We start from the raw sequence: 21,999 nt of genomic DNA, 5'->3' as shown, positions 1-21,999 counted from the left end.
CACCCATGGGAATGGTGAATTTAGGCTTCACGGAATGCGAACGCATCGTGATGAGCCGCTTTCGAGCGAGATGACAATTGCCCGCAAGGATCATTTTGCATTTCTTCCGCCTTGCCCATCCCGCAGTCGGCTGCTCCCCCCCCGCCGATCGGCGGGGGTCTCGCCCGAAGGGCTGCGATGCATGACGGGGCGTCAGTCGGGGCTGCGGCAGGGAACGCCCACCGCACCACGAGGTGACCTGAAAAAAGTTTCCGGCTCAGGGCAACCCATTGCGGCGCCTGTGACCACAAGGAGTCGGATCCGGTCATCGCGGTGCCTGGATTCGCTCTTCCTCCGGTGAACGGTACGCAAGGAGAACACCACCCCCATGAACAACCCCACGAACGGCGGGCGCCGCGGGCGTCACCGCCGTCGCTGGACCGCCACTGGTCTGCTGCTCGGCGTGCCCGCCGTCGTCCTGCCGTATCTCGCGTTCGTGCAGGAGGACTCGCAGGCCGCGACGGTCGACGGCAACGCCTACTACCGGCTGGTCTCCGTGCGCAGCGGCAAGGTGATGGATGTCAACGGGTACTCCACCGCCGACGGCACCCGTATCCAGCAGTGGACCGACCAGAACACCGCCAACCAGCAGTGGAAGCTGAAGTCCACCGGGGACGGCTACTACGAGCTGGTGAACCGCAACAGCGGCAAGGTGCTGGGCATAGCAGGAAATTCCACCGCTCAGACGGCTGTTGCGGAACAGCAGACCGACACGTCCTCCACCTCACAGGAGTGGAAGATCAATGACGTGAGCGGTTCCGACGCCGTCACCTTCGTCTCCCGCAGGAGCGGCCAGGTCCTGGACGTCTCCGGAGGTTCCACGGCCCAGGGCGCGACCGTCATCCAGTATCCGGACCGGGGCAGCACCAACCAGCAGTGGAAGCTGGTGAAGGTGGCCGAGACCCAGGCGTCGGGGTCCGGCGCGGAGCAGACGACGGCCGCGACCGGGCCGTATGTGTGGAAGAACGCCCCGGTGGCGGGCGGCGGTTACGTCACGGGTCTGGTGTTCAACCAGAAGGAGAAGGGCCTGCTGTACGCGCGCACCGACATGGGCGGCGCCTACCGCTGGGACACCGGGGCCGAGCAGTGGATCCCGCTGACCGACTGGGTCGGCGAGAAGGACTGGAACCTGCTGGGCATCGAGTCGCTGGCCACCGACCCGGTCGACCCGAACCGGCTCTACCTCGCCGCCGGCACCTACACCAACGACTGGGCCGGCAACGGCGCGCTCCTGCGCTCCACCGACCGCGGCCGCACCTTCCAGCGCACCGAACTGCCGTTCAAGCTGGGCGGCAACGAGGACGCCCGCGGGGCGGGCGAGCGCCTGGTGATCGACCCCGCGAACCACGACAACCTGCTGCTGGGCACCCGCAAGAACGGCCTGTGGCGCAGCACCGACGCCGGTAAGACCTGGAACCAGGTCTCCTCGTTCCCGGTCAAGGACGGCGCGAGTTTCGGCACCGGCATCTCCTTCGTGACGTACGGCCCGGCCGGCAGCAACACGGTCTACGTCGGCGTCGCCGACAGGTCCACCAACCTGTACCGGTCCACCGACGGCGGCAACTCCTGGCAGGCGGTCTCCGGGCAGCCCACCGGCCAGGTGCCGCAGCACGGCGTGCTCTCCGGTGACGGCTCGCTGTACGTGTCGTACTCCAACAACACCGGCCCGAACAACGTGTCGGGCGGTTCGGTGTGGAAGTACGCCGGCGGGGCGTGGAAGAACATCTCGCCGTCGCAGGGCAACTACGGGTTCGCCGGTCTGGCCGTCGACCCGCAGAAGCCGTCCACGGTGATGGTCACCACGCTGGACCGCTGGTGGCCGCAGGACGAGGTCTACCGCAGCACCGACGGCGGTGCGACCTGGAAGACCCAGTCCGACAGGTCCGTGCGGAACGCCTCCCTCGCCCCGTACCTCGGCACCGGCATCGGGCACTGGATGACCGCGCTGAGCATCGACCCGTTCGACTCCGGGCACGTGATGTACGGCACCGGCAACGGCATCTGGGCCAGCAACGACGCCAACGCGACCGACAACGGCGGCACCAGCCACTGGTTCATCGGAGCCCGCGGGCTGGAGGAGACGGCGTACTACGACGCGGTCTCCCCGCCCGGCGCCGCCGCCCTCATCACCTCGCTGGGCGACCAGGGCGGCTTCGTGTACGACGACCTGACGAAGGAGCCCACCGGGCGGCTGACCAACCCGGAGATCTACAACAGCACCTCCGTCGACTTCGCCCAGTCCAACCCCTCGCTGGTGGTCCGGGTCGGCCGGGGCGGTGCGCAGGACGGCGCCCTCTCCACCGACGGCGGCCACACCTGGAACGGCTTCAAGGGCGAGCCGGTGCCCAGCGCGGACAGCGGCCACATCGCGATCGCGGCGGACGGCTCCAGCTTCGTCTGGGCCGAGGCCGGCCAGGCCCCGTACCGCTCCACCGACCGGGGCGCGAGCTGGTCGAGGGTCAACGGCCTCGGCAACGACGCCATGGTCGTCGCCGACCGGTCCTCGGCCAACACCTTCTACTCGCTGAGCAACGGCACGCTCTACGCCAGCACCGACGGCGGTGCGACCTTCGGTGCCCGCGCCTCCAACCTGCCGAGCGGGAAGCTCAGCGCCGTCCCCGGCGTCGCGGGTGACCTGTGGCTCTCCGGCAGCGGCAAGGGGCTGCTGCACTCCACCGACGGCGGCCGCACCTTCACCACCCTCAGCACGGTGAAGTCCGCCTCCGCCCTCGGCTTCGGCAAGGCCAAGCCGGGCACCAACTACCAGGCCCTCTACCTGCTCGGCACCGTCGACAACGTCACCGGCGTCTTCCGCTCCACCGACAAGGGCGCAAGCTGGCTTCGCATCAACGACGACGCCCACCAGTGGGGCGCCATCGGCAGCATCGGCATCATCACCGGCGACCCCGACACCTTCGGCCGTGTCTACATCGGCACCAACGGACGCGGCCTCCAGTACGGCGACCCGTCCTGACCCAATGCCGAAGCGGGGCCGCAGGCACGAGGCCTGCGGCCCCGCCACGGAGAAGGAGCCGCTCGGACGGGAGTGCTGCCGGCGTTGGAGTGCGGGTCCTTCTTCGTGCACGCCCAGGTCAGCGGACAGATCTTCGCCCCCGCACACGCGGCCGACAGCGGCGCGAGCGGCGCCGAGGGCGCATGTGACATCCATCGCCGTCGCGGGGTCTCGGGCGCGCTCCTCTTGTCTCATCCGCTGACGACGACGGCGGCGGGGACATGCCCATCGCAGGAGGTCATGGCGCTGTGGCTGGAGGCGGCCGGTCGGAACACCCCGTCCACGGGCAGCAATATCTGTTTCCGCGACATGAGAATTAGGTGCGGCGCACGGCGAGTATTCCTCAAAACGCAACCGGATTGAATTTACCAACCGCGCAGAGCCGATCGCACCGTGCTACTGTCGATACCAGTTGCAGGTGTGGTTGCCAGAAGGTTCATTTCCGACGGGTTAATCATCACGGCGACACGGAATCCGCACAGGGCGGATTCCCTGACTCCGCCTCCGAAGGAGAAATAAAATGGCTACTGGCACCGTGAAGTGGTTCAACGCGGAAAAGGGCTTCGGCTTCATCGAGCAGGACGGCGGCGGCCCCGACGTCTTCGCCCACTACTCGAACATCGCCGCACAGGGCTTCCGCGAGCTGCAGGAAGGCCAGAAGGTGTCGTTCGACATCGCGCAGGGCCAGAAGGGCCCGACGGCCGAGAACATCGTTCCCGCCTGACACCGGCACCAACGCGCATACTTCGCAGCTGGGGCCCGCACCTTGGGGTGCGGGCCCCAGCTCGCTGCATTTCGGGGCGCGGCTCACATCACTCTTGGCTCGTTCTCGAGATTCTCTGCGCCGCTCCTTTGCTGCGGGAATTCCTTGGCACGTGCCACATCAAGGAAGGTTCCCGCATGAATCGCACACACAAGACCCGCACATATGACCGATCCGGAGGGGGCGCCGTCCACCGCTCCGGTGCCCAGCACCGTTCCAAAGGTTACGGAAATCGACGGACCGTACCGAGCGATTTCGCGCCGCCGAAGACCATCACGCCCGCGCTGCCTGCCGTCGAGTCGTTCGCCGATCTCGCCATGCCGGCGCGGTTGCTCACCGCTCTCGGCCACGAAGGCGTGACCGTGCCGTTCCCGATCCAGGCGGCAACCCTGCCGAACTCCCTGGCCGGTCGTGACGTACTCGGCCGTGGCCGCACCGGTTCGGGCAAGACCCTCGCCTTCGGACTCGCCGTGCTCGCCCGTACCGCGGGGCGGCGCGCCGAGCCGCGGCAGCCGCTCGCCCTCGTGCTCGTCCCCACCCGGGAGCTGGCCCAGCAGGTCACCGACGCACTCACTCCGTACGCCCGCGCGGTGAGTCTGCGGCTGGCCACCGTGGTCGGCGGGATGTCCATCGGCAGGCAGGCGGGTGCGCTGCGCGCCGGGGCCGAGGTGGTCGTCGCGACGCCCGGACGGCTCAAGGACCTCATCGACCGGGGCGACTGCCGTCTCGGCGACGTCGCCGTCACGGTCCTCGACGAGGCCGACCAGATGACCGACATGGGCTTCATGCCCCAGGTCACCGCCCTGCTCGACCAGGTACGTCCCGGCGGGCAGCGGATGCTCTTCTCGGCCACCCTGGACCGCAACGTCGACCTGCTGGTCCGCCGCTACCTGACCGACCCGGTGGTCCACTCCGTCGACCCCTCGGCGGGCGCGGTCAGCACGATGGAGCACCACGTACTCCATGTCCACGACGCCGACAAGCACCGGACGATCACCGAGATCGCGGCGCGCGACGGCCGAGTGATCATGTTCCTGGACACCAAGCACGCGGTGGACCGGCTGACCAGCCACCTGCTGAGCAGCGGTGTCCGCGCCGCGGCCCTGCACGGGGGCAAGTCCCAGCCGCAGCGCACACGGACGCTCACCCAGTTCAAGAGCGGCCACGTGACGGTACTCGTGGCGACCAACGTCGCGGCGCGCGGGATCCACGTCGACAACCTCGACCTGGTCGTCAACGTGGATCCGCCCAGTGACCACAAGGACTATCTGCACCGCGGCGGTCGTACCGCCCGCGCCGGCGAGTCCGGCAGCGTCGTCACCCTCGTGACTCCCGATCAGCGTCGCGGTATGAACCGGCTGATGGCTTCCGCAGGCATCACTCCCCGGATCGCCCAGGTGCGTTCGGGCGAGGCGGAGCTCAGCCGCATCACGGGTGCCCAGGCTCCTTCCGGTGTCCCGGTCGTGGTCACAGCGCCGAGCGTGGAAGGCCCCCGCGGCGCCTCTTCTTCCTCCCGGGGACGTCGGGGTCGCCGGGGCCAGGCCGGCCAGGGCCGGCCCGTCGGTGAAGCGGCCCGCCGCAGCGCGAAGCGTCGCACCCGGTTCGCCCCGGCTGCCTAGAGCCGCTGTGATCACCAGCCCACCCCCTTACGGTAGGAGGCACCTATGACGCCTGCTCAGACCCAGCACCGTGCAGCGGATCGCTCCCCCAAGGCCCTGGTCGACGACAGGGACGCGTCCGGACCTCGGGTCCGTGACGACATGACGGTCGAGGTGGCTCTGTCGCTCATGGCAGGCGCCCGTGTCGATCACCTCGTGCTGTGCGACGGGGACGACCAGAGCACCGGCCTGATCACCCTGGCCGTGCTCGCCGTTCTCCGCGACAGCCCCACCTACACGGACCGGATCCGTCTGCGGGACGTGCTCGTCGGCCCGTTCACCTCGGCCGGCGCTCGGCCCAAGGCCGTCGGTGGGCGCGACCGGACCCCGGGTGCCCTCGCCCTGGCCCACTGACCTGCCCCGCCCGCCCGGCCCCTCCTACTTGTCTGCGAGCCGTCATGCGCTGTGTCATCGCCCGGTACCCGTTCGAGCTGACCAAGAGCGGGGTGCTGGCCTCGATGAAGGGCGTCACGCCCGAGCTCGTCACAGGTGAGTCCGTGACCATCGGCCGCCGCCGCTACCCGGTCGGACAGGTAGGCCAGGTCGTCACCCGGCAGGACGGCCGGGACTTCACCAGCGGCGAAGTCGTCCGGGCCATGACCCGCCTCGGCTTCACCTGCCACGACCGACCCGAGACCGCTCCGGTGAGTGTCCCCACTCCGCTCCGGACCGCGTCGGCGCTGCTCGGGGGTGCCGCCTCCCCGGAGGCGTGAGGACAGGCGGGCAACCGCCACCAGAGACCCGGTGAGGGCCCTGCCGACGCGCGTCGGCAGGGCCCTCACCGTCATGTCCGGGTCCACCGTTGTCGCGGCCAGCAGGATGCCTGTGGCCTGCGACTGCCAAAATCTACTCTTGCCAGAGTAGACATTGGATCCTGCCACGGTTACTCTTTTTCTCGTTGAGACGGTCAACGGAGACCTGGCAGACACGAACTGCCGGGTAGCAGTACCTGAAGTCCGCAGTACCGCGGTACCCGTTCACGCTCTCGGTCCGGGTACCGCAAGAACCCGGAAATGGAAGGTGGTCCCCGGTCACGCAGCTGCGATACCCGCACCCCTCCCCTTGCCGGGCCGGGTAGCGGAAACAGACGGTCGGCACAGCATGAGGGCCGACAGATGGTGTTCAATTCCCTTCGGGGCCCTGGTGCCGTACGGCACCAGGGCCCCTCGATGCGTTGCACAACGAGGTGACATGGCAGCAGATACCCCACTCAGCGATCGTCTTGATGACGACGACTACCCCGCGTACACCATGGGCCGGGCCGCCGAAATGCTCGGCACCACCCCTGGCTTCCTCCGAGCCATCGGTGAGGCCCGTCTGATCACTCCGCTGCGCTCGGAGGGCGGACATCGCCGGTACTCCCGCTACCAGCTGCGGATCGCCGCGCGCGCCCGCGAACTCGTGGACAGGGGCACCCCGATCGAGGCGGCTTGCCGCATCGTCATCCTCGAGGACCAGCTCGAGGAAGCTCAGCGCATCAATGCCGAGTACCGCCGTGCCGCAGCCAAGGCGTCCGACAGTTCCGGTGCCGGTTCGAGCTGATCACGCGGACGCGGGCGGTCGACGTACATCTTCCTGCGCCGTGCAGTCGGCGTGCCCGTAGAGGCGGAGAACCACGGTCCACGGCGGTGCGATCCGGCCGCCCCGCCCGTCGTGGTGTACGGCGCGAACTCCCTTCTCCGATGGACGTGTTGGACCCGGCCGCCGCCTGACGGCCGCGGCACAGCCCACCCATGGCCGGCACCACCGGGTTGCCGATCAGCCACCGCGGGCATCACCCCAATACGGGGCCGGGGGGCATCGGAAGTCCCAGGAGGGGAGTTGAGCACTCATGCGTGCCCAGAAGGGTGCCGCAGAACAAACCGCACGCGCCGAATACCTGCTGCCGTGCACCCTCGTCTCGGCCGCTCGGGCTCGCAGACTGACGTCCGCCTTTCTCACCCGTCCGCATTCCCGCATCGCCGCGGTCGGGGCCGAGCAGGTGGCCGACGCCACGCTCATAGCGTCCGAGCTGGTCGCCAACGCGGTGCGGCACGGGCACACCGGCTGCCGTCTGCGGCTGCAGGTGGGCGCGGGTCACGTGACCGTGGAGGTGCACGACGACGCGCCGGGACGACCCCGCACGCGTCCCGGGCATGCCGAGGACGAGAGCGGACGGGGGCTGGCCATCGTGCGGGCACTCACCGAGCGTTTCGACGTCGCGGTGCCAATGACCGGCGGAAAGACCGTCCGAGCGGTGCTGGCCATCTGAACCGGCACGCGGAGTACGGCTGAAGGGCGAGTCCTCGGATCCCGCCGACAGAGGCGGTGATCCGGAACCCTCTGTGGCGGCCCAGCGGGCGTAGGGCCCGCAAGTGTCGTCGGTCGAGGGGAAGCTTCTCATTCGACCCGTTATTGCACAGTTGTGACGGCGAACGCACAGCTCCGTCATGCGCCGTGGGAAGACTCCTTCTGATCGCGAAGGGCGGCAAGCCGAGCGGACCGGTTCGGGTCCCGGGGACGGCGGGCGGTTCCCGCGAGACTCTCGTCGCAGCGTCATTCACATCCCTGGGGGAACCTCGATGTCCGCTCGTAACCGTCGGAGCACCGCAGCCGTCATCACGGCAGGTGTCGCCGCACTGCTCGCCCTGAGCGGCGCTGCCGCCACCGCGATGGCCGCTCCGTCCTCCGGCCGCGACGCCAAGGGCAGCGCCGCGATGGTGGCCGCAGCCGCGTCCACCCACACGCTCACCGTGCCCAGGGGCCTCACCATCAGCGACGGCACCCGCCATGTCTGGGTCAACGGCAGGTCGATCGACTTCGGCACCGTCGTCCGTGACCTCGCCTGGAACCCCGGCGGCACCAAGGCCGCCTTCATCGACGGCCACGGGAACCTGGACGTCTCCGACCCCGACGGCAGCCACCGTGTGACCGTCGCCGCCAACCCGGGCAACCAGACCTGGTCCCACCCCACCTGGCAGGTCACCGCGGCCGACAGGACGAACGGCATCCCCGCGAAGAACGACATCATCTTCTCCGCCAAGATCCACGGCAGCACCGTCCTGGAGCGCGTCAAGGCCACCGGCAACCACGTCAAGCCCGCCAGGATCAGCCTGAACAGCGACGACCCGGAGGCAGGCGCGCTGCCGCAGAAGAACAACACCTGGCCGAACGTCGGCGGCCCCTACGGCACCTCCGTCTACGAGAACACCCACACCGGCGAGGTCTACATCCGGGACGACTACCTGCGTCAGCAGGGCGGTGCACTGGCCAAGGGTTCCGAGCCCGCGCTCTCCCCCGACGTGGAGGAGGTCGTCTTCGTGCGCTCCGTCGGCGGGCACGACCACCTCTTCGTCGACGACCTGAGCGCCGGCACCAACGCCGTCAAGGACATCACCCCGCACGCCACCACCGACTACACCGAGCCCACCTGGTCGCCGAACGGCAGGACCATCGCCTTCCGGAGCCCGAACGGCACGTACACCATCACCAGGACGGCCCACGGCTTCGGCAACCCCGTCAAGGTCACCCGGCACACCGGCCTGCCGGCCTACCGCGGCTGACCCCCGCCCAACCGGCCGCCGGAGCGGGCGAGTTCGGCCCGCAGCTCCTCCAGGTGCTGGTCGGCCGTGTCATGCGGCAGGTACTCGACCACATCGAGAAAGCGGAACAGGACCTGGGCCGAGGTGACGGCGAACTCGTAGTCGGCGAACCCCACCACGGCACCCAGCTCACCACGAACGGCACCCCGGACGACATGCGCGGTCATGTCGTCCGGGTTTTCCGCTGTCAGCCCCCGCCGCGCGTTCGGGCGCGCCAGGTACGGGCAGACCATCGAGGCGTAGAGCATGCACGCACGGTGCCCCGGAGCTTCCAGGGTCGCCGCCATGTTGCGGTACGGCCGCCCGGCAGCGAGCGCCTCGCGGATCGCCGAGCTCTCCGCGGCGCCGACCACCCGCCACACCGGCCCCTTGGGGATCAGGGTGTTGCACACGGAGCACAGACGCCGTCGCGCGCACTCGGCGCTGCGGCCGTAGTCGGTGAGCGCGAACTGGGGCTCGTCGCCCTCCCACGGGGTGATGGCGGGTACCGGATAGCCACGGCTGTCACGAGGTCTGGCCTCGACGCTCGCCGGCATGGGAACGGAATCGAATCGCACACCTCATGTTCAACCACATGACCGTCCCGGCGCGACGGTTGTCAGGCATGCCCCGGCCCGGTGTCCGCCGCGCCCGTTCGATTCTCGCCACCCGCTCCACGGAGAAGGGTCCGTCAGCGCAGAGCCGCCGCAACCCTGCCCAGCACCTGGGAAGTCTCGGGACCGCGTTGCCCAGGAGGGCTTCTCGGCGTTGCTGTGTCGTAGCGACCTCTATCCAAGGAAGTCCTGACATGCCCCGTTCTGCTCATATCGCCATGGTCGGCACGCCTCTGGCCGGGCATGTGCTGCCCAGCCTGGAGATCATCCGTGAGCTCGTGGCGCGCGGTCATCGCGTGACGTATGCCAACGCCGGCCCCCTCGCCGAACTGGTCGCCTCCACCGGCGCCGAGCTGATCAGCGTCACCTCCACTCTTCCGGTCGCCGGCCACGACTGGCCGCGGACTCCCATCGCATCCGCCTCCCGCTTCCTCGACGAGGCGATGGCCGTGCTGCCGCAGCTGCACGCCGTGTACGACGACGATCCCGCCGATCTCTACCTCTACGACGTCGGCGCGTACGCGGGCCGCGCGCTGGCCGAGGCGCAGGGCCGCGGCCTCGTCCAGCTGGCGGCGGCACATGTGGCCTGGGAGGGCGCCCAGGAGGAGATCAGCGCGGCATACGACCGGCTGCCCGGAGGCCCCGAATACCGGGCGCGGTTCGCTGCCTGGCTGACCCGGTGCGGTGCGGTGACCACGAACGTGGAGGAGTTCGCCGGCCACCCGAAGCGGGTGCTGGCCATGATCCCGCGCACGATGCAGCCGTATGCGGAACGGGTCGACTCCGAGGCGGCGACGTTCGTCGGCCCGTGCTTCGGCGCGGGCCGGGAGCAGGACGGCTGGACGCGGCCGGCCGGTGCGAAGAAGGTGCTGCTGGTGTCGCTGGCCGGGTCGGCGCACCACGGACCACAGGAGATCTACCACCAGTGTGTGGCCGCGTTCACGGATCTCCCGGGATGGCATGTGGTGCTGCAGACGGGCAGTGCCGGCGATCTGACCGAGCGGATTCCCCGTAACTTCGAAGTACGGCCGTGGGCTTCGCCGTTGGCCATTCTCGAGCAGGCCGACGTGTGGGTGACGCACACCGGGATGGACAGCAGCAGCCTGGGCCTGTACACCGGCGTGCCGATGATCGCGGTACCGAACGGCCCCGAGCAGTGCTTCCACGCCGACCGGCTCGTCGAACTGGGCGTCGCCCGCCGGATCGACACCGCGGACGTCACGGCGGCGACGCTGCGTACTGCCCTGATGGAACTCATCGGCGATCCACAGGTCGCCGCGCGCTCGGCATGGCTGTGGTCCGAGGTCCGCGCCGAGGGCGGCACCCGCCGGGCCGCAGATCTGATCGAGGAGCAGTTGGTCGGGGAGCAGTTGGCCGGGGACAGGGTGGGCTGTTGACGCGGAGCATGTGCATCAAGGGGGCAACTCCCCGCCCAGGCACACGAGTTCAAGCCCCACGAAGGCTCCACTCGGTCGCAGTCTCCACCGGCGTTGCCCGTTCGCGTTCCTGATGAGGGTGTGCGCGGTGTCACGCACATCCAGAACCATCCGAGTTGTTCAGATCACAGCGCAAATGCCCATTTGGCGTCCATCCTCGAAACGGCCACGGAAGCCCGAAGTAGAACGCACCGCCATTGACTTGGACAGACCGTGCCGAAGTGTCCTACGACACAGCGGTCGTGGCGTTCCGCCTCGTTCCACCCCCCGTCGAAAGGTGCCCATCATGGCCGCTTATCTCTGCCCGCCTGCCGTGATACACGGCGAGCACACCGTGCAGACCAGCCAGATCGTGGCGGAGGTGCGCGATCGCCACCCGGACGCGGCGTGGGCGCCGAGGATCGACGGCATCGCGGCCAGTACGGGCATCGAAAGCCGCGGCTGGATGCTGCCGTTGGAGGCCGCCGTCGCGCCCGGCAACGGGAGCGGCCTGCCTGCTGCCGGCGTCGGGCCGGCCCGAGAGGCGCTGGCCGGCGACGGGTTCACCGAACAGGACGTGGACCGCGTGATCGCCGCCCTCGAGTCGATACCCGCGCCGCAGACCGTCCAGGAGCGCACCGCGCCCGCCTGGGCGGCCGTGCAGTCCTGCGGGGAGCGTGCGGCGCGGGGGGCGCTGCAGATCGCCGGGCTGGACACCACGGACGTCGACTGCCTGATCACCAGTCACTCCACCACCCCTGCGCTGCCGGGCCTGGACGTCGCCCTGGCCAACAAGCTCCCGCTCCGGGACGACGTGCTGCTGCTGCCTGCCACGCAGTGGGCCTGCATAGCCGGAACCCGCTCCCTGGCACTGGCGGCGGATCTCGTGGCCGCGGACCCGGACCGGGTGGTCCTGGTCGTGATCGCGGAGGCACTGAGCACGACGTACCAGCCCGCGGACGACACCCTGGAGTCCCTGATCGTCCGGTTGCTGTTCGCCGACACCGCGGTCGCCGCGGTGGTCACGGGCCGCCCCAGGCCCGAGTCGGCGCTGCGGCTGGACGCCGCCTGGAACCACACCCTGCCCGGCACCCAGGACCTGCACCGCCTGGAGACACGGGAGGACGGCACCCACTTCGTGATGGACCGGCGCGGCCCGCGCGCCGTGCAGGAGACGGTCACCGCGATGTGGGAGTGGCTGCGCCTGCGCTACCAGGACGACCCCGACTCCTGGCACCCCGACGTGCTGCTCGCGCACCCCGGCGGGACGCGAGTGCTGGAGTACATGGAGCAGACGATGCCCGACGGGTGGCCGTCGGGGCTGCTCGACTACAGCCGGGACAGCTACACCAGCGGCAACCGCGGAGGCGCCGCCGTGTTCGACATCATGCGGAGGGCGTACGACGCCGGGCAGGAACCGGGCAGTCGTGCCGTCCTGTACGCGGCGGCCCCCGGCCTCACGGCCACCGCCCTGGAAGGCGAGTGGCTGTAACCCGCACCAGCGGCCGCCGGGCCCGCCCCCCAGGGCCTGCCGGGCGGCTCGGCGTCACAGGGTCCGGCACGCACTCCTCCACTCTCGGATTCGCTCCCCAGGCGGCCTGATCCGCCGGACAGGCCCTGGCCGCGTCACCTCGCGACCGACGCCCAGACCACCTTTCCGGTGTCCGTCCAGCGCACCCCCCACCGGGTGGTGAGTCCATGCACGACGTGCAGGCCACGGCCACCGTCGTCGAGGGGCCCGCCCCGGCCCAGCCGCGGCCTGCCGTTGCCGGTGTCGCCCACCTCGCACAGCAGCCCGTGACCGGTCCTGATCAGCCGTACGGTGAGGGGTCCTTCGGCGAAGCGGACCGCGTTGGCGACCAGTTCGTCGACCACCAGCAGCACGCTGTCCCGGGTGTCGTCCCTGATGCGCCACTGCTCCAGCAGCGCGGAGACCAGCGTGCGGGCCCGGGCTGCCGCGTCGCCGCGGGCGGGCAGCCGCCAGGTCGCGGTGTCCCCCTTGCGGTAGCCGATCATGCGCGCGAGCAGCAGGGTCACGTCGTCGCGCCGGTGCGCGGGCGCCAGCGCCGAGACCAGACGCCGCGCGGCCTGCTGCAGGGAATCCCACGGGTGCACCGTGGACACGGCGTCCGCCAGCCGGCCGATGCCCTCGTCGATCGACAGGGCGGGATCCTCCACCAGACCGTCGGTGTAGAGAGCGAGCAGCGAACCCGGAGGTGCGGCGAACGCGTACACGCCGTACGGCTCCCGCAGGGCGAACTCGGCGCCCAGCCCGGGGTGGGGGCGAACGGCGACCGGGCCGGCGGGCCCGCCCGGGGGCATCAGGACCGGGGGGAGGTGACCGGCGCTGGCCAGCGCCACACGGTGGCTGACCGGGTCGTAGACGGCGATGCAGCACGTCGACCCGAGGGCGCTGTAGCCGGCCGCCAGCCCGGACTCCGCGTCGTCCAGCAGCGACACGGTCTCGTCCAGGTGCTCCAGCACCTCGTCGGGTGCCAGCCCCGCGGACAGCAGGGCGCGGGCCTCCATGCTCAGCTGCCCCATGGTCGCCGCGGCTCCCAGGCCGTGCCCGACGACGTCACCCACCACCAGCGCGGTACGGCCGTCCGGCAGCGGAAAGCTGTTCACCCAGTCTCCGCCGACGCCCGCACTGTCGGGGGTGGCGGGCTGGTAGACGCTGGCCGTCTCGATGGTGTCGCCGCCGGACCTGGGCAGCAGTCGGCGCTGCAACGCCAGCACCTGCGTGTGCTCGCGCTGGTGCTGACGGGCCAGGTCGACGTGGTGAGAGGTCCTGGCCACCAGCTCCTGCAGGTCGAACAGCTCGCTGTCCTCGAAGGGGCGGTCCGCCCGCCTCCAGACCTCCGCCACCCCCAGAACGACGGGCGGTGCGCCGTCCAGGACGAGCGGTACGCACGCCACAGCCACCGCCTGGTCGCCGGGCACCAGGGCACGTACCAGCCGCGGACTGCCGAGTACCCGCTCGATCGCCTCACGGTCGGGTATGACGAGGGCCTGCGCGGCGTCGTCACGCCGTATCGCCTGGGACAGCAGGCGACTCGCATCGCCGGGAAGATCGTCGCCCGGAGTCACATAGCCGTCGGGCCACGCCCGGTCCGGCACCAGGGCCGCCCTCCGCAGCCGGATGCGCTCCTGCGGCTGCCCCGTGACCACCTCGCCCGTCCACACGGCGAAGTCGAGGTCGATGGCGGTCACGTCTCCCCAGGCCAGCAGGGACTCCGCCAGCGACTGCGCGGTCTCGCCGATGTCCAGCGAGGTGCCGATCGCGGTCTCCGCGGCGTACAGATGCAGCCTCCTGGCCATGGCGATCAGGGAGACGGTCAGGCCCTCCTGAGGCGCCGCGGCGGCCAGGATGCTCATCGAGACCACCAGCTCCGACCCGTCGCCGCGGCGCAGGCGCTGGACCCGGGCGACATGCGGCTCACCGGTCTCGAGGACCTGCCGCAACCGCCGGGTGACCGTCGGTACGTCCCAGGGAGGCAGAAGGTCGACGAAAGGTTTCCCGGTCACGGCCTCCACCCCCGCGAAGACGGGAGCGTCCAGATTGCAGCGGGTGATTCTCAGGTCCCGGTCCAGGCTGACCGCGCCGAGGATCTGCTCCGGACGGCCGAGGGCCGTATCGGCGTCCACGCGTTGCCGGGCGGCACTGTCGTCCTGCTGATCGGCGGAACCGGCGGCTGCCGCTCCCTCGCCCGGCATGTACCGCCCCAAAGCGCCGCTGACCATGTCGTACGGCGACGCAGACGAAGGGGAGGTGGAGTCCATGCGGCTCTCTCAGCTCGCTCGCCGGCCCCGGCACAGCGCCGGGGTCGTACCAGAACCCGGGCGACAGGGCCCCGAGATTCCTGACCGCACAGCTCATTCAATAACACCCGGGGCCGCTTCGCCCCCCATCGCTTCACGCGTTCCGGCGTCGCAGCCGGTCGCCGCAAGGCGGGGCGAGCGATCCCGGCCTGCTGGCCCGGCAGCTCAGCCTGGTCGTCGACGGCGCGAGCGCCCGCGCGGGAATCGGAGCGGACAGGCTGACGGGCCTCGTCGCGCCCACGGTGACCACCCTGCTCGACGCAGCAGGCATGCGCTGACGCACCACCTGTCCCAGAGCGAGGAAGCCTGAAGCAGGTCATGCACGGTGAACGGCGACCTCCGCGCCTGCCCGGAAAAAATCTCCCCGAATTGACGTAATCGCCCCCGCCCCGCCGGACTCTCCATGGACGAACCCCTGACCGGGCTCCGCACCCACAGAAGGCACACGTCCATGCACGTCACACACAGCACCGCCATCACCGAGCACACGGGCATCCAGGCAGGGAGGCGCACCGCGTGAGCACCCACCGCCTGGATGTCCCCGAGCTTCACCGCCGTCTCGACGCCCGGCGTCGGGAACTCGGTCTCACCTGGCGCGAAGTCGCCCGGCAGACGGGGCTCGCTCCGGCCACGTTCAGCCGGATCACCAACGGCCGTTCACTCGAGGCCGACGCGCTCCTCACCCTCCTCGTCTGGCTCGACCTCGGTACCGGCATCGCGGCCCTGATCGAACCCGGCGACAAACCGCTCCCCTGCCCGGACTGCGGGCGGGCCTTCCAGCCGAAGCGCGACGGCGGCATGCGCGCCCACCCCTGCCAGAAGGCCGCCGGGTGATCACTGCCCGGCGGCGGCGTCCTTCCACACGGTGTGGAAGGCCAGCCGCAGACAGGCCGCGAGGGCCGGGTGCTCGATGAAGAGGGTGGTGGTGGAGCCGGCGCCGGCCACCGGGTCGGGCATGTCGCACAGCACGAGGGAGGCGTCGGCCACGACGAGTTTCAGCGGCAGTTCCGGGGCGAACCGGGCCTGCTCCCCCGCGGCCGCGAAACGCCGTACGTGCTCCATCGTCTCGGGGTCGTCCAGGGCGTCGTCGAGGTAGATCGCCCGGACCGTGCCGCCGGAGCCGTGCAGTCGGCGGACCACCGCGATGCCCTCGGTGTTGTCCGCGGGGGCGACGAACGGCGGTTTGCAGAAGGTGAGAAGTTCGTGCTGTGCCTGCCGCTGGATGTCGGCGAAGCGCTCGGCGATCGCCTTCGGGTCGCGCAGGATCTCGATGTAGTCCAGCGGATCGGTGTGCTCCCGCCCCTGGGACCAGAGCGGGAGCAGTATCCCGGCCAGCCCCTGCGAGACCCGCTCCAGGCGGTCCACGGACTCGCGCTGCAGTGCCATCAGCCGGGCGAGGGCCAGCTCGGGTGTGACGGCGGAGTACGTGGCCACACGGCCGGGGTGAGAGGTGGCCAACTGCCGCCGTACCAGGGCGTCCAGCACGTCGTAGACGCGTTGGCGCGGCACGTCGGCCTCCCGGGCGACCTCGGCGGCCGTGTAGGAACCACGCCTGACGAGCGCCAGGTAGACCCGTGCCTCGTACCGGGCCAGGCCCAGTGACATCAGGTCGTTGATGGTTCCGTCTTCAAGCTCCATGGCTGCACAAGGTACCTGTCGAAGCGGGGGAGTTGGGGGCCAAGGTTTTACCAACTCGCGCTGTTCTCTTCGGCAAACTGTCAATAACCTCTTCAGCAGCCACCACTGACCGGGGTGGCAACCAACAGAATGCCCGGAACACGGCTCCACTCGGCCACCCCCAACGGAAACCGCTTGTCATGCACGTGACATCAGCCCTGACATCAGCGCTTCCGGCCGCCGACACGGAGCCACCCATCCCCCCACGGAGGGCAGTTCATTGAGTTCTCACCGCAGAAGGAACCTGATACGCCGCGGCGCGCCCGCACTGCTGTCGGCAGCGGCTCTGATCACCGGCGGCCTGGCCGTCGCCTCGCAGTCGTCGGCCTTCGCGAACACGACCACCGCGGAGCCCGCGGCCACCACGGTGCACACGCACCGGCTCTGTTCGCAGCCGAGCAAGCCCGGCTACATGGCGTGCCAGGCGGAGGTCCGCACCGACCTCAAGTCGCAGAAGTCCCTCGGCCGCCAGGACACCCCCAAGGGCTTCGGACCGGCCGACCTGCAGGCCGCCTACAACCTGCCCAAGGACGGCGGCAAGGACGCCACGGTCGCGATCGTCGACGCGAACGACGACCCGAACGCCGAGAAGGACCTGGCGGCCTACCGCTCCCAGTACGGCCTGCCGGAGTGCAGCACCGGCAACGGCTGCTTCAAGAAGATCGACCAGGACGGCGGCACGAACTACCCTGCTCCGGACGCCGGTTGGGCGGGTGAGATCTCTCTCGACGTCGACATGGTCAGCGCGGCCTGCCCGCAGTGCAAGATCCTGCTCGTCGAGGCCAAGTCCGCCAACATGGACGACCTCGGCGCGGCCGTGAACCAGGCCGTCAAGCAGGGCGCCAAGTACGTCTCCAACAGCTACGGCGGCAGCGAGGAGGCCGCGGACACCACCTCGGACGACCAGTACTTCAAGCACCCCGGCGTCGCCATCACCGTCAGCTCCGGTGACAGCGGCTACGGCACCGAGTACCCGGCCGCCTCGCAGTACGTCACCGCCGTCGGCGGCACCTCGCTCAAGAAGGACAGCAGCACCCGCGGCTGGTCCGAGTCCGTCTGGGGCAAGTCCGCCGGAGGCGACGGAGCGGGCTCGGGCTGCTCGCAGTTCGACGCCAAGCCGTCCTGGCAGAAGGACAGCGGCTGCGCCAAGCGCGCCGTCGCCGACGTCGCAGCCGTCGCCGACCCGGCCACCGGACTCGCCGTCTACGACACCTACCAGGCCAGCGGCTGGAACGTGTACGGCGGCACCAGCGCCTCCGCGCCGTTCATCGCAGGCGTGTACGCCCTCGCGGGCACTCCCGGCAACGACGTTCCGGCGGCGTACCCCTACGCCCACCCGGACAAGCTGAACGACGTCACCGACGGCGCCAACGGGTCCTGCAGCGACTACCTGTGCAAGGCGGGCAAGGGATACGACGGCCCGACGGGCCTCGGTACCCCGAACGGTGTGGCGGCCTTCACGCAGTAGGCCCCCGCACACACTGCTTCGCCCCGTCGGTGATCCGGCGGGGCGAAGTGTTGCCGGCGCGCTCGGGTGTCACCAGTTGACGGCGTCGTCCATCGACTGCTGCCAGTACGTGACCTTGAGCGAGTCGTCGATGTAGGCGCCCTTGGCGGGCAGGGACGGGTGAGCCGCCTTGCCGACGTTCCCCTTGAGGGAGCGGCCGTAGAAGTAGACCGTCAGATCCTTCGCGGTGTAGCCGTTGTGGCCGCTGCCGTCGGTGGCGGACAGGCTGATGGCCGCGTACCCGGACTGGCCCGGCTCCAGTGTGACGACCGCCTGCGGCTGCGACTCCTCGATGACCGGGGGCACGGACTGGGCGTCGGTGAACCGGACGGCCGGGTAGCCGTAGAGGAAGCAGGTCCTGCTGCCCGTGTTGGTCACGGTGAGCAGCATGTGGTTCACGGGGCGGTTCAGTGGCGCCGCGACCGTCCTGGTGTTGGAACCCTCACAGGTGACCGGCTTGTTGGAGGAGACGGGCGCCTTCGACGCGGCGGCCCCGGCGGTGGGCCTCTTGGAGCCCGCGGTGGGCGTGGCCTTGGTGGCCGAGGAGCCGACGGCGGAGGGCGAAGTGGTGGAGGAAGGCGCGGTGGAAGAAGAGGAGTGCGCGGTCGGCGTGGCGGCCGCGGAGGCGCCCTCGTCACGGGTGCCGGTTCCGTTGTTGCACGCGGTCAGGGAGAGCGCGCCGAGAACCACGGTCGCTGCGGCGCCGACGAAACGGGTGCGGGAGGTGCGGAAGTTGAACATGTGATTGTGCCCCTTCGGTGTTCGGTGGCGGTGGTGATTGGATGACCGAAGCTTGTGAGGCGATCCGTCCCAACCGCCACGCATGGCGGGCAGTTGGGGACGCCGGAACGCCGAAACGCGCTCTGACCAGGGAGAATGCAGGGCTCCTGGAACGCGTGACTGGAACACGGGGGAATACGGAGGGGTGGGGAAACGGGTGTCGGAGGCGAGCGAGGCCGCGGAGACCGAGGCGTTCGCGCGGCAGTTGCGCGAGCTCAAGGACCGCTCCGGGCTCAGCTACGGGGCGCTGGCCAAGCGGCTGCACATGAGTACGTCGACCCTGCACCGCTACTGCAACGGCACCGCGGTGCCCATCGATTACGCGCCGGTGGAGCGCCTCGCCAGGGTCTGCCGGGCGACGCCGCAGGAGCTGGTGGAGCTGCACCGGCGCTGGATCCTCGCGGACGCGACGCGAGGACGCAGGGCGGAGCAGACAGAAGCCGTCGAGACGGTGGATCCCGGCCCGGCGGCATCGCAGGGGCGCGAGGGGAACGAGAGCGAGCGCGGGGGCGAGCACGGGAGCGAGCGCGAGGGCAGGATCGACGACGGTGAGCCGGTGGTCGTCGACGCACCGCGCGAGCTCGCACCGCCCGGCCGTCCACGTCGTCGCCGTACCGTCCTGATCGCCTCCGTCGCCGTGGCCGCCGTACTGGGAGCCGTGGCGCTCACCGTCCATCCGGGCTTCGGCGGTGGGAACGACACAGCGGACCGGCAGGAGGTCGGTGCCGGTGCCGGCGTCACGACCAGCGGCGCTGCGGACACCGGGAAGCCTTCGGCCACCCCGTCCCCGAGCGCGAAGGAACACAAGCCGTCCGCGTCGGCCACCGAGTCCGGGGCGGCCGGGTCTGGCAAGGGCCCGGCCAGGTCCACCGGCAGCGGCGCCACCGGCGCCGTCCCGCTCACCGTCGGCACCCGTCCCTACGTCTACGACTCCCCGTGCAGCCAGCACTTCCTCGTCGACAGCGAACCCGCTCAGGTCGGCCCGCCGGCGAGCGAGGACACCGCCACCCGCTGGGCCGCCGCGTACGGGGCGGTCTCCTCGGACGAACAGGAGGTCGCCCTCACCGTGCAGGGCACCGGCGCGGAGACCGTCGTCCTGGAGGCGCTGCACGTACGCGTCCTCAGCAGGCACGAGCCGCTCGCCTGGAACGACTACTCGATGGGCGTCGGCTGCGGCGGTGGCGTCGAGACCAAGTCGTTCGACGTCGACCTCGACAACGGCAGCCCCACGGTCACCGTCAAGGGCGGTCAGCGCGACTTCCCGTACAAGGTCAGCGAGTCCGACCCGGAGGTCTTCTACGTCGTCGCCCACACCAAGGCCCATGACGTCCGCTGGGACCTCACCCTGGACTGGTCCAGCGGCAGCCGCCGCGGCACCGTCCACATCGACAACGCCGGCACCGCGTTCCGCACCAGCGCCGACGCGGGCCGCCCGGGTTACGACTACCCGCTGGGCGGCAGCGAGTGGATTAAACGGGACAACTGACCATCAAATCGAAGAAATAACCCGCAAACGGGAAAGCTGACGGTCAATCGGGAGAGTTGACGGTCAATCCGGAGGTAAAGGGTTCGGCATCGTCGATTCAACGGTCTTGAACAGTGCATGACTCGTTCGATGAGATGCGCGTAGACCACTTCGGGCTCACTCCGTGAGCCCGAGATCACCTCGCGAACCCATCGCGATCGCGAATCCACTTCGTGATACTCCGAATCCAGGGGGATTCATGCACATAGCCCGTATCGGGCTGGGCGTCGCGGCTGCCACGTCCGTCGCCGCCCTCGCGGTCACCGCTCTGGGGACCGCCGCACCCGCCGCCGTACCGCACACCCTGGCGGTACCGGCCGTCGCCGGGCACACCCTGGCTCACGACGTGAGCAGCCCGCTGACCAGCGAGCAGTGCCAGGCCAAGTGGCACATCAACTGCTACACCCCGCTCCAGTACCGCAAGGCGTACGACCTGAACGCCCTCTACCGCAAGGGCGTCACGGGCAAGGGCCGCACCATCGTCATCGTCGACTCGTACGGTTCCCCCACCGTCCAGCACGACCTCGACGTCTACAGCCACCAGTTCGGTCTGCCCAGCACCAAGGTGAAGGTGGTCAAGTGGGGTCACGTCCCCGCTTTCGACCCCAAGAACTCCGACATGACCGGCTGGGCCGGCGAGACCACCCTGGACGTCGAGCTGGCGCACGCGGTGGCACCCGCCGCCAAGATCGTCCTGGTGGAGACGGCGGTCTCCGAGACCGAGGGCACCACCGGTCTGCCGGAGATGATGGACGCCGAGAAGCACCTGATCGACCAGGGCGTCGGCGACGTCATCAGCCAGAGCTTCGGCGCCACGGAGAACACCTTCCCCGGCTTCGACCACGGCGACTTCTCCAGCATCAAGAAGCTGCGGTACGCCTTCCAGGACGCCAACCGCAAGCACGTCACCGTCCTCGCGGCCTCCGGTGACGGCGGCGCGACCGACCTCAAGCTGGACGGCAAGACGTACTACAAGAAGCGCGTCAACTCCTGGCCCTCCTCGGACCCGCTGGTCACCTCGATCGGCGGCACCGAGCTGCACCTGAACGACGCGGGCGACCGCGTCAAGCCGGACAGCGTCTACAACGCCTCCGAGCACGACTTCGGCGCCGGCGGTGGCGGCCAGTCCCACGTCTTCACCCGCCCGTCCTTCCAGGACGGCGTGAAGAGCAAGGTCGGCACCCGACGCGGCACCCCGGACATCTCGATGGCCGCCGCGGTCAACGGCGGCGCGTGGATCTACTCCAGCTACGACCCGACCGCCGTCGGCTGGGACGTCACCGGCGGCACCAGCGAGGCCACCCCGATCTTCTCGGGCATCGTCGCGCTCGCCGACCAGGCCGCCGGCCACCGGGTGGGCAACATCCAGAAGGCGCTGTACAGCCTCTACGCCCACAACGCCAAGGCCAACGGCATCGTCGACGTCAACGACGGCACGAACAACTCCTACCAGGGCGTGACCGGCTACAAGGCCGTCAACGGCTACGACATGGCCACCGGCGTCGGCACGGTGGACGCCCTCAAGTTCGTCCCGGCCCTCGCCAAGGCGAGCAGCCACAGCTGACACCTCCGCATCTCTGACACGCCACGGACGGCCCGGGTTCCGCACCCGGGCCGTTCGCGTTG

At 69.9% G+C, this 21,999-nt stretch carries 18 protein-coding genes and 1 pseudogene; 15 read left to right on the top strand and 4 right to left on the bottom strand.

Annotated features, from left to right (window positions below; all coding sequences use genetic code 11):
• Positions 1-367 precede the first annotated feature (367 nt).
• From IH68_RS0125615 to IH68_RS0125575, 8 genes are all read left to right on the top strand, one after another.
• A complete protein-coding gene (locus IH68_RS0125615; protein ID WP_030939361.1) occupies positions 368-3,013 on the top strand; it encodes an RICIN domain-containing protein in 2,646 nt (881 codons plus the stop codon).
• A gap of 559 nt (positions 3,014-3,572) precedes the next feature.
• Entirely contained in the window at positions 3,573-3,776 is a 204-nt protein-coding gene (locus IH68_RS0125605) for a cold-shock protein (protein WP_030939356.1), read from the top strand.
• Positions 3,777-3,952: 176 nt separating this feature from the next.
• On the top strand, positions 3,953-5,434 hold the full coding sequence (locus tag IH68_RS0125600; protein WP_030939354.1) for a DEAD/DEAH box helicase: 1,482 nt from the start codon (positions 3,953-3,955) through the stop codon (positions 5,432-5,434).
• Between the two features lie 45 nt (positions 5,435-5,479).
• The gene (locus IH68_RS0125595; RefSeq protein ID WP_030939352.1) at positions 5,480-5,827 is read left to right on the top strand and encodes a hypothetical protein; all 348 of its coding nucleotides are present in this window, start codon (positions 5,480-5,482) and stop codon (positions 5,825-5,827) included.
• A gap of 44 nt (positions 5,828-5,871) precedes the next feature.
• Positions 5,872-6,186, top strand: a complete 315-nt coding sequence (locus tag IH68_RS0125590; protein ID WP_030939350.1) for an SCO5918 family protein — start codon at positions 5,872-5,874, stop codon at positions 6,184-6,186.
• Positions 6,187-6,664: 478 nt separating this feature from the next.
• Positions 6,665-7,015 carry a MerR family transcriptional regulator gene (locus IH68_RS0125585; RefSeq protein WP_030939349.1) on the top strand — a complete coding sequence of 117 codons (351 nt, stop codon included), beginning with the start codon at positions 6,665-6,667 and terminating at the stop codon, positions 7,013-7,015.
• A 289-nt stretch (positions 7,016-7,304) separates the two neighbouring features.
• Complete coding sequence (locus IH68_RS0125580) at positions 7,305-7,724, top strand: ATP-binding protein (protein WP_051833721.1); 420 nt, start codon at positions 7,305-7,307, stop codon at positions 7,722-7,724.
• 310 nt (positions 7,725-8,034) lie between these two features.
• Positions 8,035-9,015 carry a TolB family protein gene (locus IH68_RS0125575; protein ID WP_030939344.1) on the top strand — a complete coding sequence of 327 codons (981 nt, stop codon included), beginning with the start codon at positions 8,035-8,037 and terminating at the stop codon, positions 9,013-9,015.
• Here the strand turns inward: IH68_RS0125575 and IH68_RS0125570 are convergent.
• Positions 9,003-9,590 carry a hypothetical protein gene (locus IH68_RS0125570; protein ID WP_030939342.1) on the bottom strand — a complete coding sequence of 196 codons (588 nt, stop codon included), beginning with the start codon at positions 9,588-9,590 and terminating at the stop codon, positions 9,003-9,005. The genes IH68_RS0125575 and IH68_RS0125570 overlap by 13 nt on opposite strands.
• A 251-nt stretch (positions 9,591-9,841) precedes the next feature.
• Here IH68_RS0125570 and IH68_RS0125565 point away from each other — a divergent pair, with 251 nt between their 5' ends.
• Positions 9,842-11,044: a macrolide family glycosyltransferase gene (locus tag IH68_RS0125565; RefSeq protein ID WP_234341558.1), complete on the top strand. Its 1,203-nt coding sequence runs from the start codon at positions 9,842-9,844 to the stop codon at positions 11,042-11,044.
• Between the two features lie 325 nt (positions 11,045-11,369).
• A complete protein-coding gene (locus IH68_RS0125560) occupies positions 11,370-12,554 on the top strand; it encodes a polyketide synthase (protein WP_030939338.1) in 1,185 nt (394 codons plus the stop codon).
• A 134-nt stretch (positions 12,555-12,688) separates the two neighbouring features.
• Here the strand turns inward: IH68_RS0125560 and IH68_RS0125555 are convergent, their stop codons facing one another.
• On the bottom strand, positions 12,689-14,845 hold the full coding sequence (locus tag IH68_RS0125555) for a SpoIIE family protein phosphatase (protein ID WP_030939335.1): 2,157 nt from the start codon (positions 14,843-14,845) through the stop codon (positions 12,689-12,691).
• A gap of 164 nt (positions 14,846-15,009) precedes the next feature.
• Here IH68_RS0125555 and IH68_RS58265 point away from each other — a divergent pair.
• Both IH68_RS58265 and IH68_RS51835 read left to right on the top strand, forming a co-directional pair.
• Positions 15,010-15,162: pseudogene (locus IH68_RS58265) on the top strand (TetR/AcrR family transcriptional regulator); the annotation flags it as partial.
• 238 nt (positions 15,163-15,400) lie between these two features.
• A complete protein-coding gene (locus IH68_RS51835; protein WP_051833719.1) occupies positions 15,401-15,718 on the top strand; it encodes a helix-turn-helix domain-containing protein in 318 nt (105 codons plus the stop codon).
• Here IH68_RS51835 and IH68_RS0125540 read toward each other — a convergent pair whose 3' ends face one another.
• Entirely contained in the window at positions 15,719-16,522 is an 804-nt protein-coding gene (locus IH68_RS0125540) for a TrmB family transcriptional regulator (RefSeq protein ID WP_030939330.1), read from the bottom strand.
• Between the two features lie 259 nt (positions 16,523-16,781).
• On the opposite strand from IH68_RS0125540, the gene IH68_RS0125535 reads away from it, so the two are divergent.
• Positions 16,782-18,029 carry a S53 family peptidase gene (locus tag IH68_RS0125535; protein WP_030939328.1) on the top strand — a complete coding sequence of 416 codons (1,248 nt, stop codon included), beginning with the start codon at positions 16,782-16,784 and terminating at the stop codon, positions 18,027-18,029.
• 69 nt (positions 18,030-18,098) lie between these two features.
• On the opposite strand, the gene IH68_RS0125530 is transcribed toward IH68_RS0125535, so the two are convergent.
• Positions 18,099-18,809 carry a DUF4232 domain-containing protein gene (locus IH68_RS0125530; protein ID WP_030939326.1) on the bottom strand — a complete coding sequence of 237 codons (711 nt, stop codon included), beginning with the start codon at positions 18,807-18,809 and terminating at the stop codon, positions 18,099-18,101.
• Between the two features lie 196 nt (positions 18,810-19,005).
• Here IH68_RS0125530 and IH68_RS0125525 point away from each other — a divergent pair, with 196 nt between their 5' ends.
• Both IH68_RS0125525 and IH68_RS0125520 read left to right on the top strand, forming a co-directional pair.
• Positions 19,006-20,334 carry a helix-turn-helix domain-containing protein gene (locus IH68_RS0125525; RefSeq protein WP_030939324.1) on the top strand — a complete coding sequence of 443 codons (1,329 nt, stop codon included), beginning with the start codon at positions 19,006-19,008 and terminating at the stop codon, positions 20,332-20,334.
• Between the two features lie 238 nt (positions 20,335-20,572).
• Positions 20,573-21,937 carry a S53 family peptidase gene (locus IH68_RS0125520; RefSeq protein ID WP_030939322.1) on the top strand — a complete coding sequence of 455 codons (1,365 nt, stop codon included), beginning with the start codon at positions 20,573-20,575 and terminating at the stop codon, positions 21,935-21,937.
• Positions 21,938-21,999: the final 62 nt, after the last annotated feature.

This window comes from Streptomyces sp. NRRL S-646, assembly GCF_000720765.1.
Taxonomy (GTDB): Bacteria; Actinomycetota; Actinomycetes; order Streptomycetales; family Streptomycetaceae; genus Streptomyces.
The sequence above is the reverse complement of the archived record's forward strand: the minus strand, read 5'-3'. Positions and strand labels throughout refer to the sequence as shown.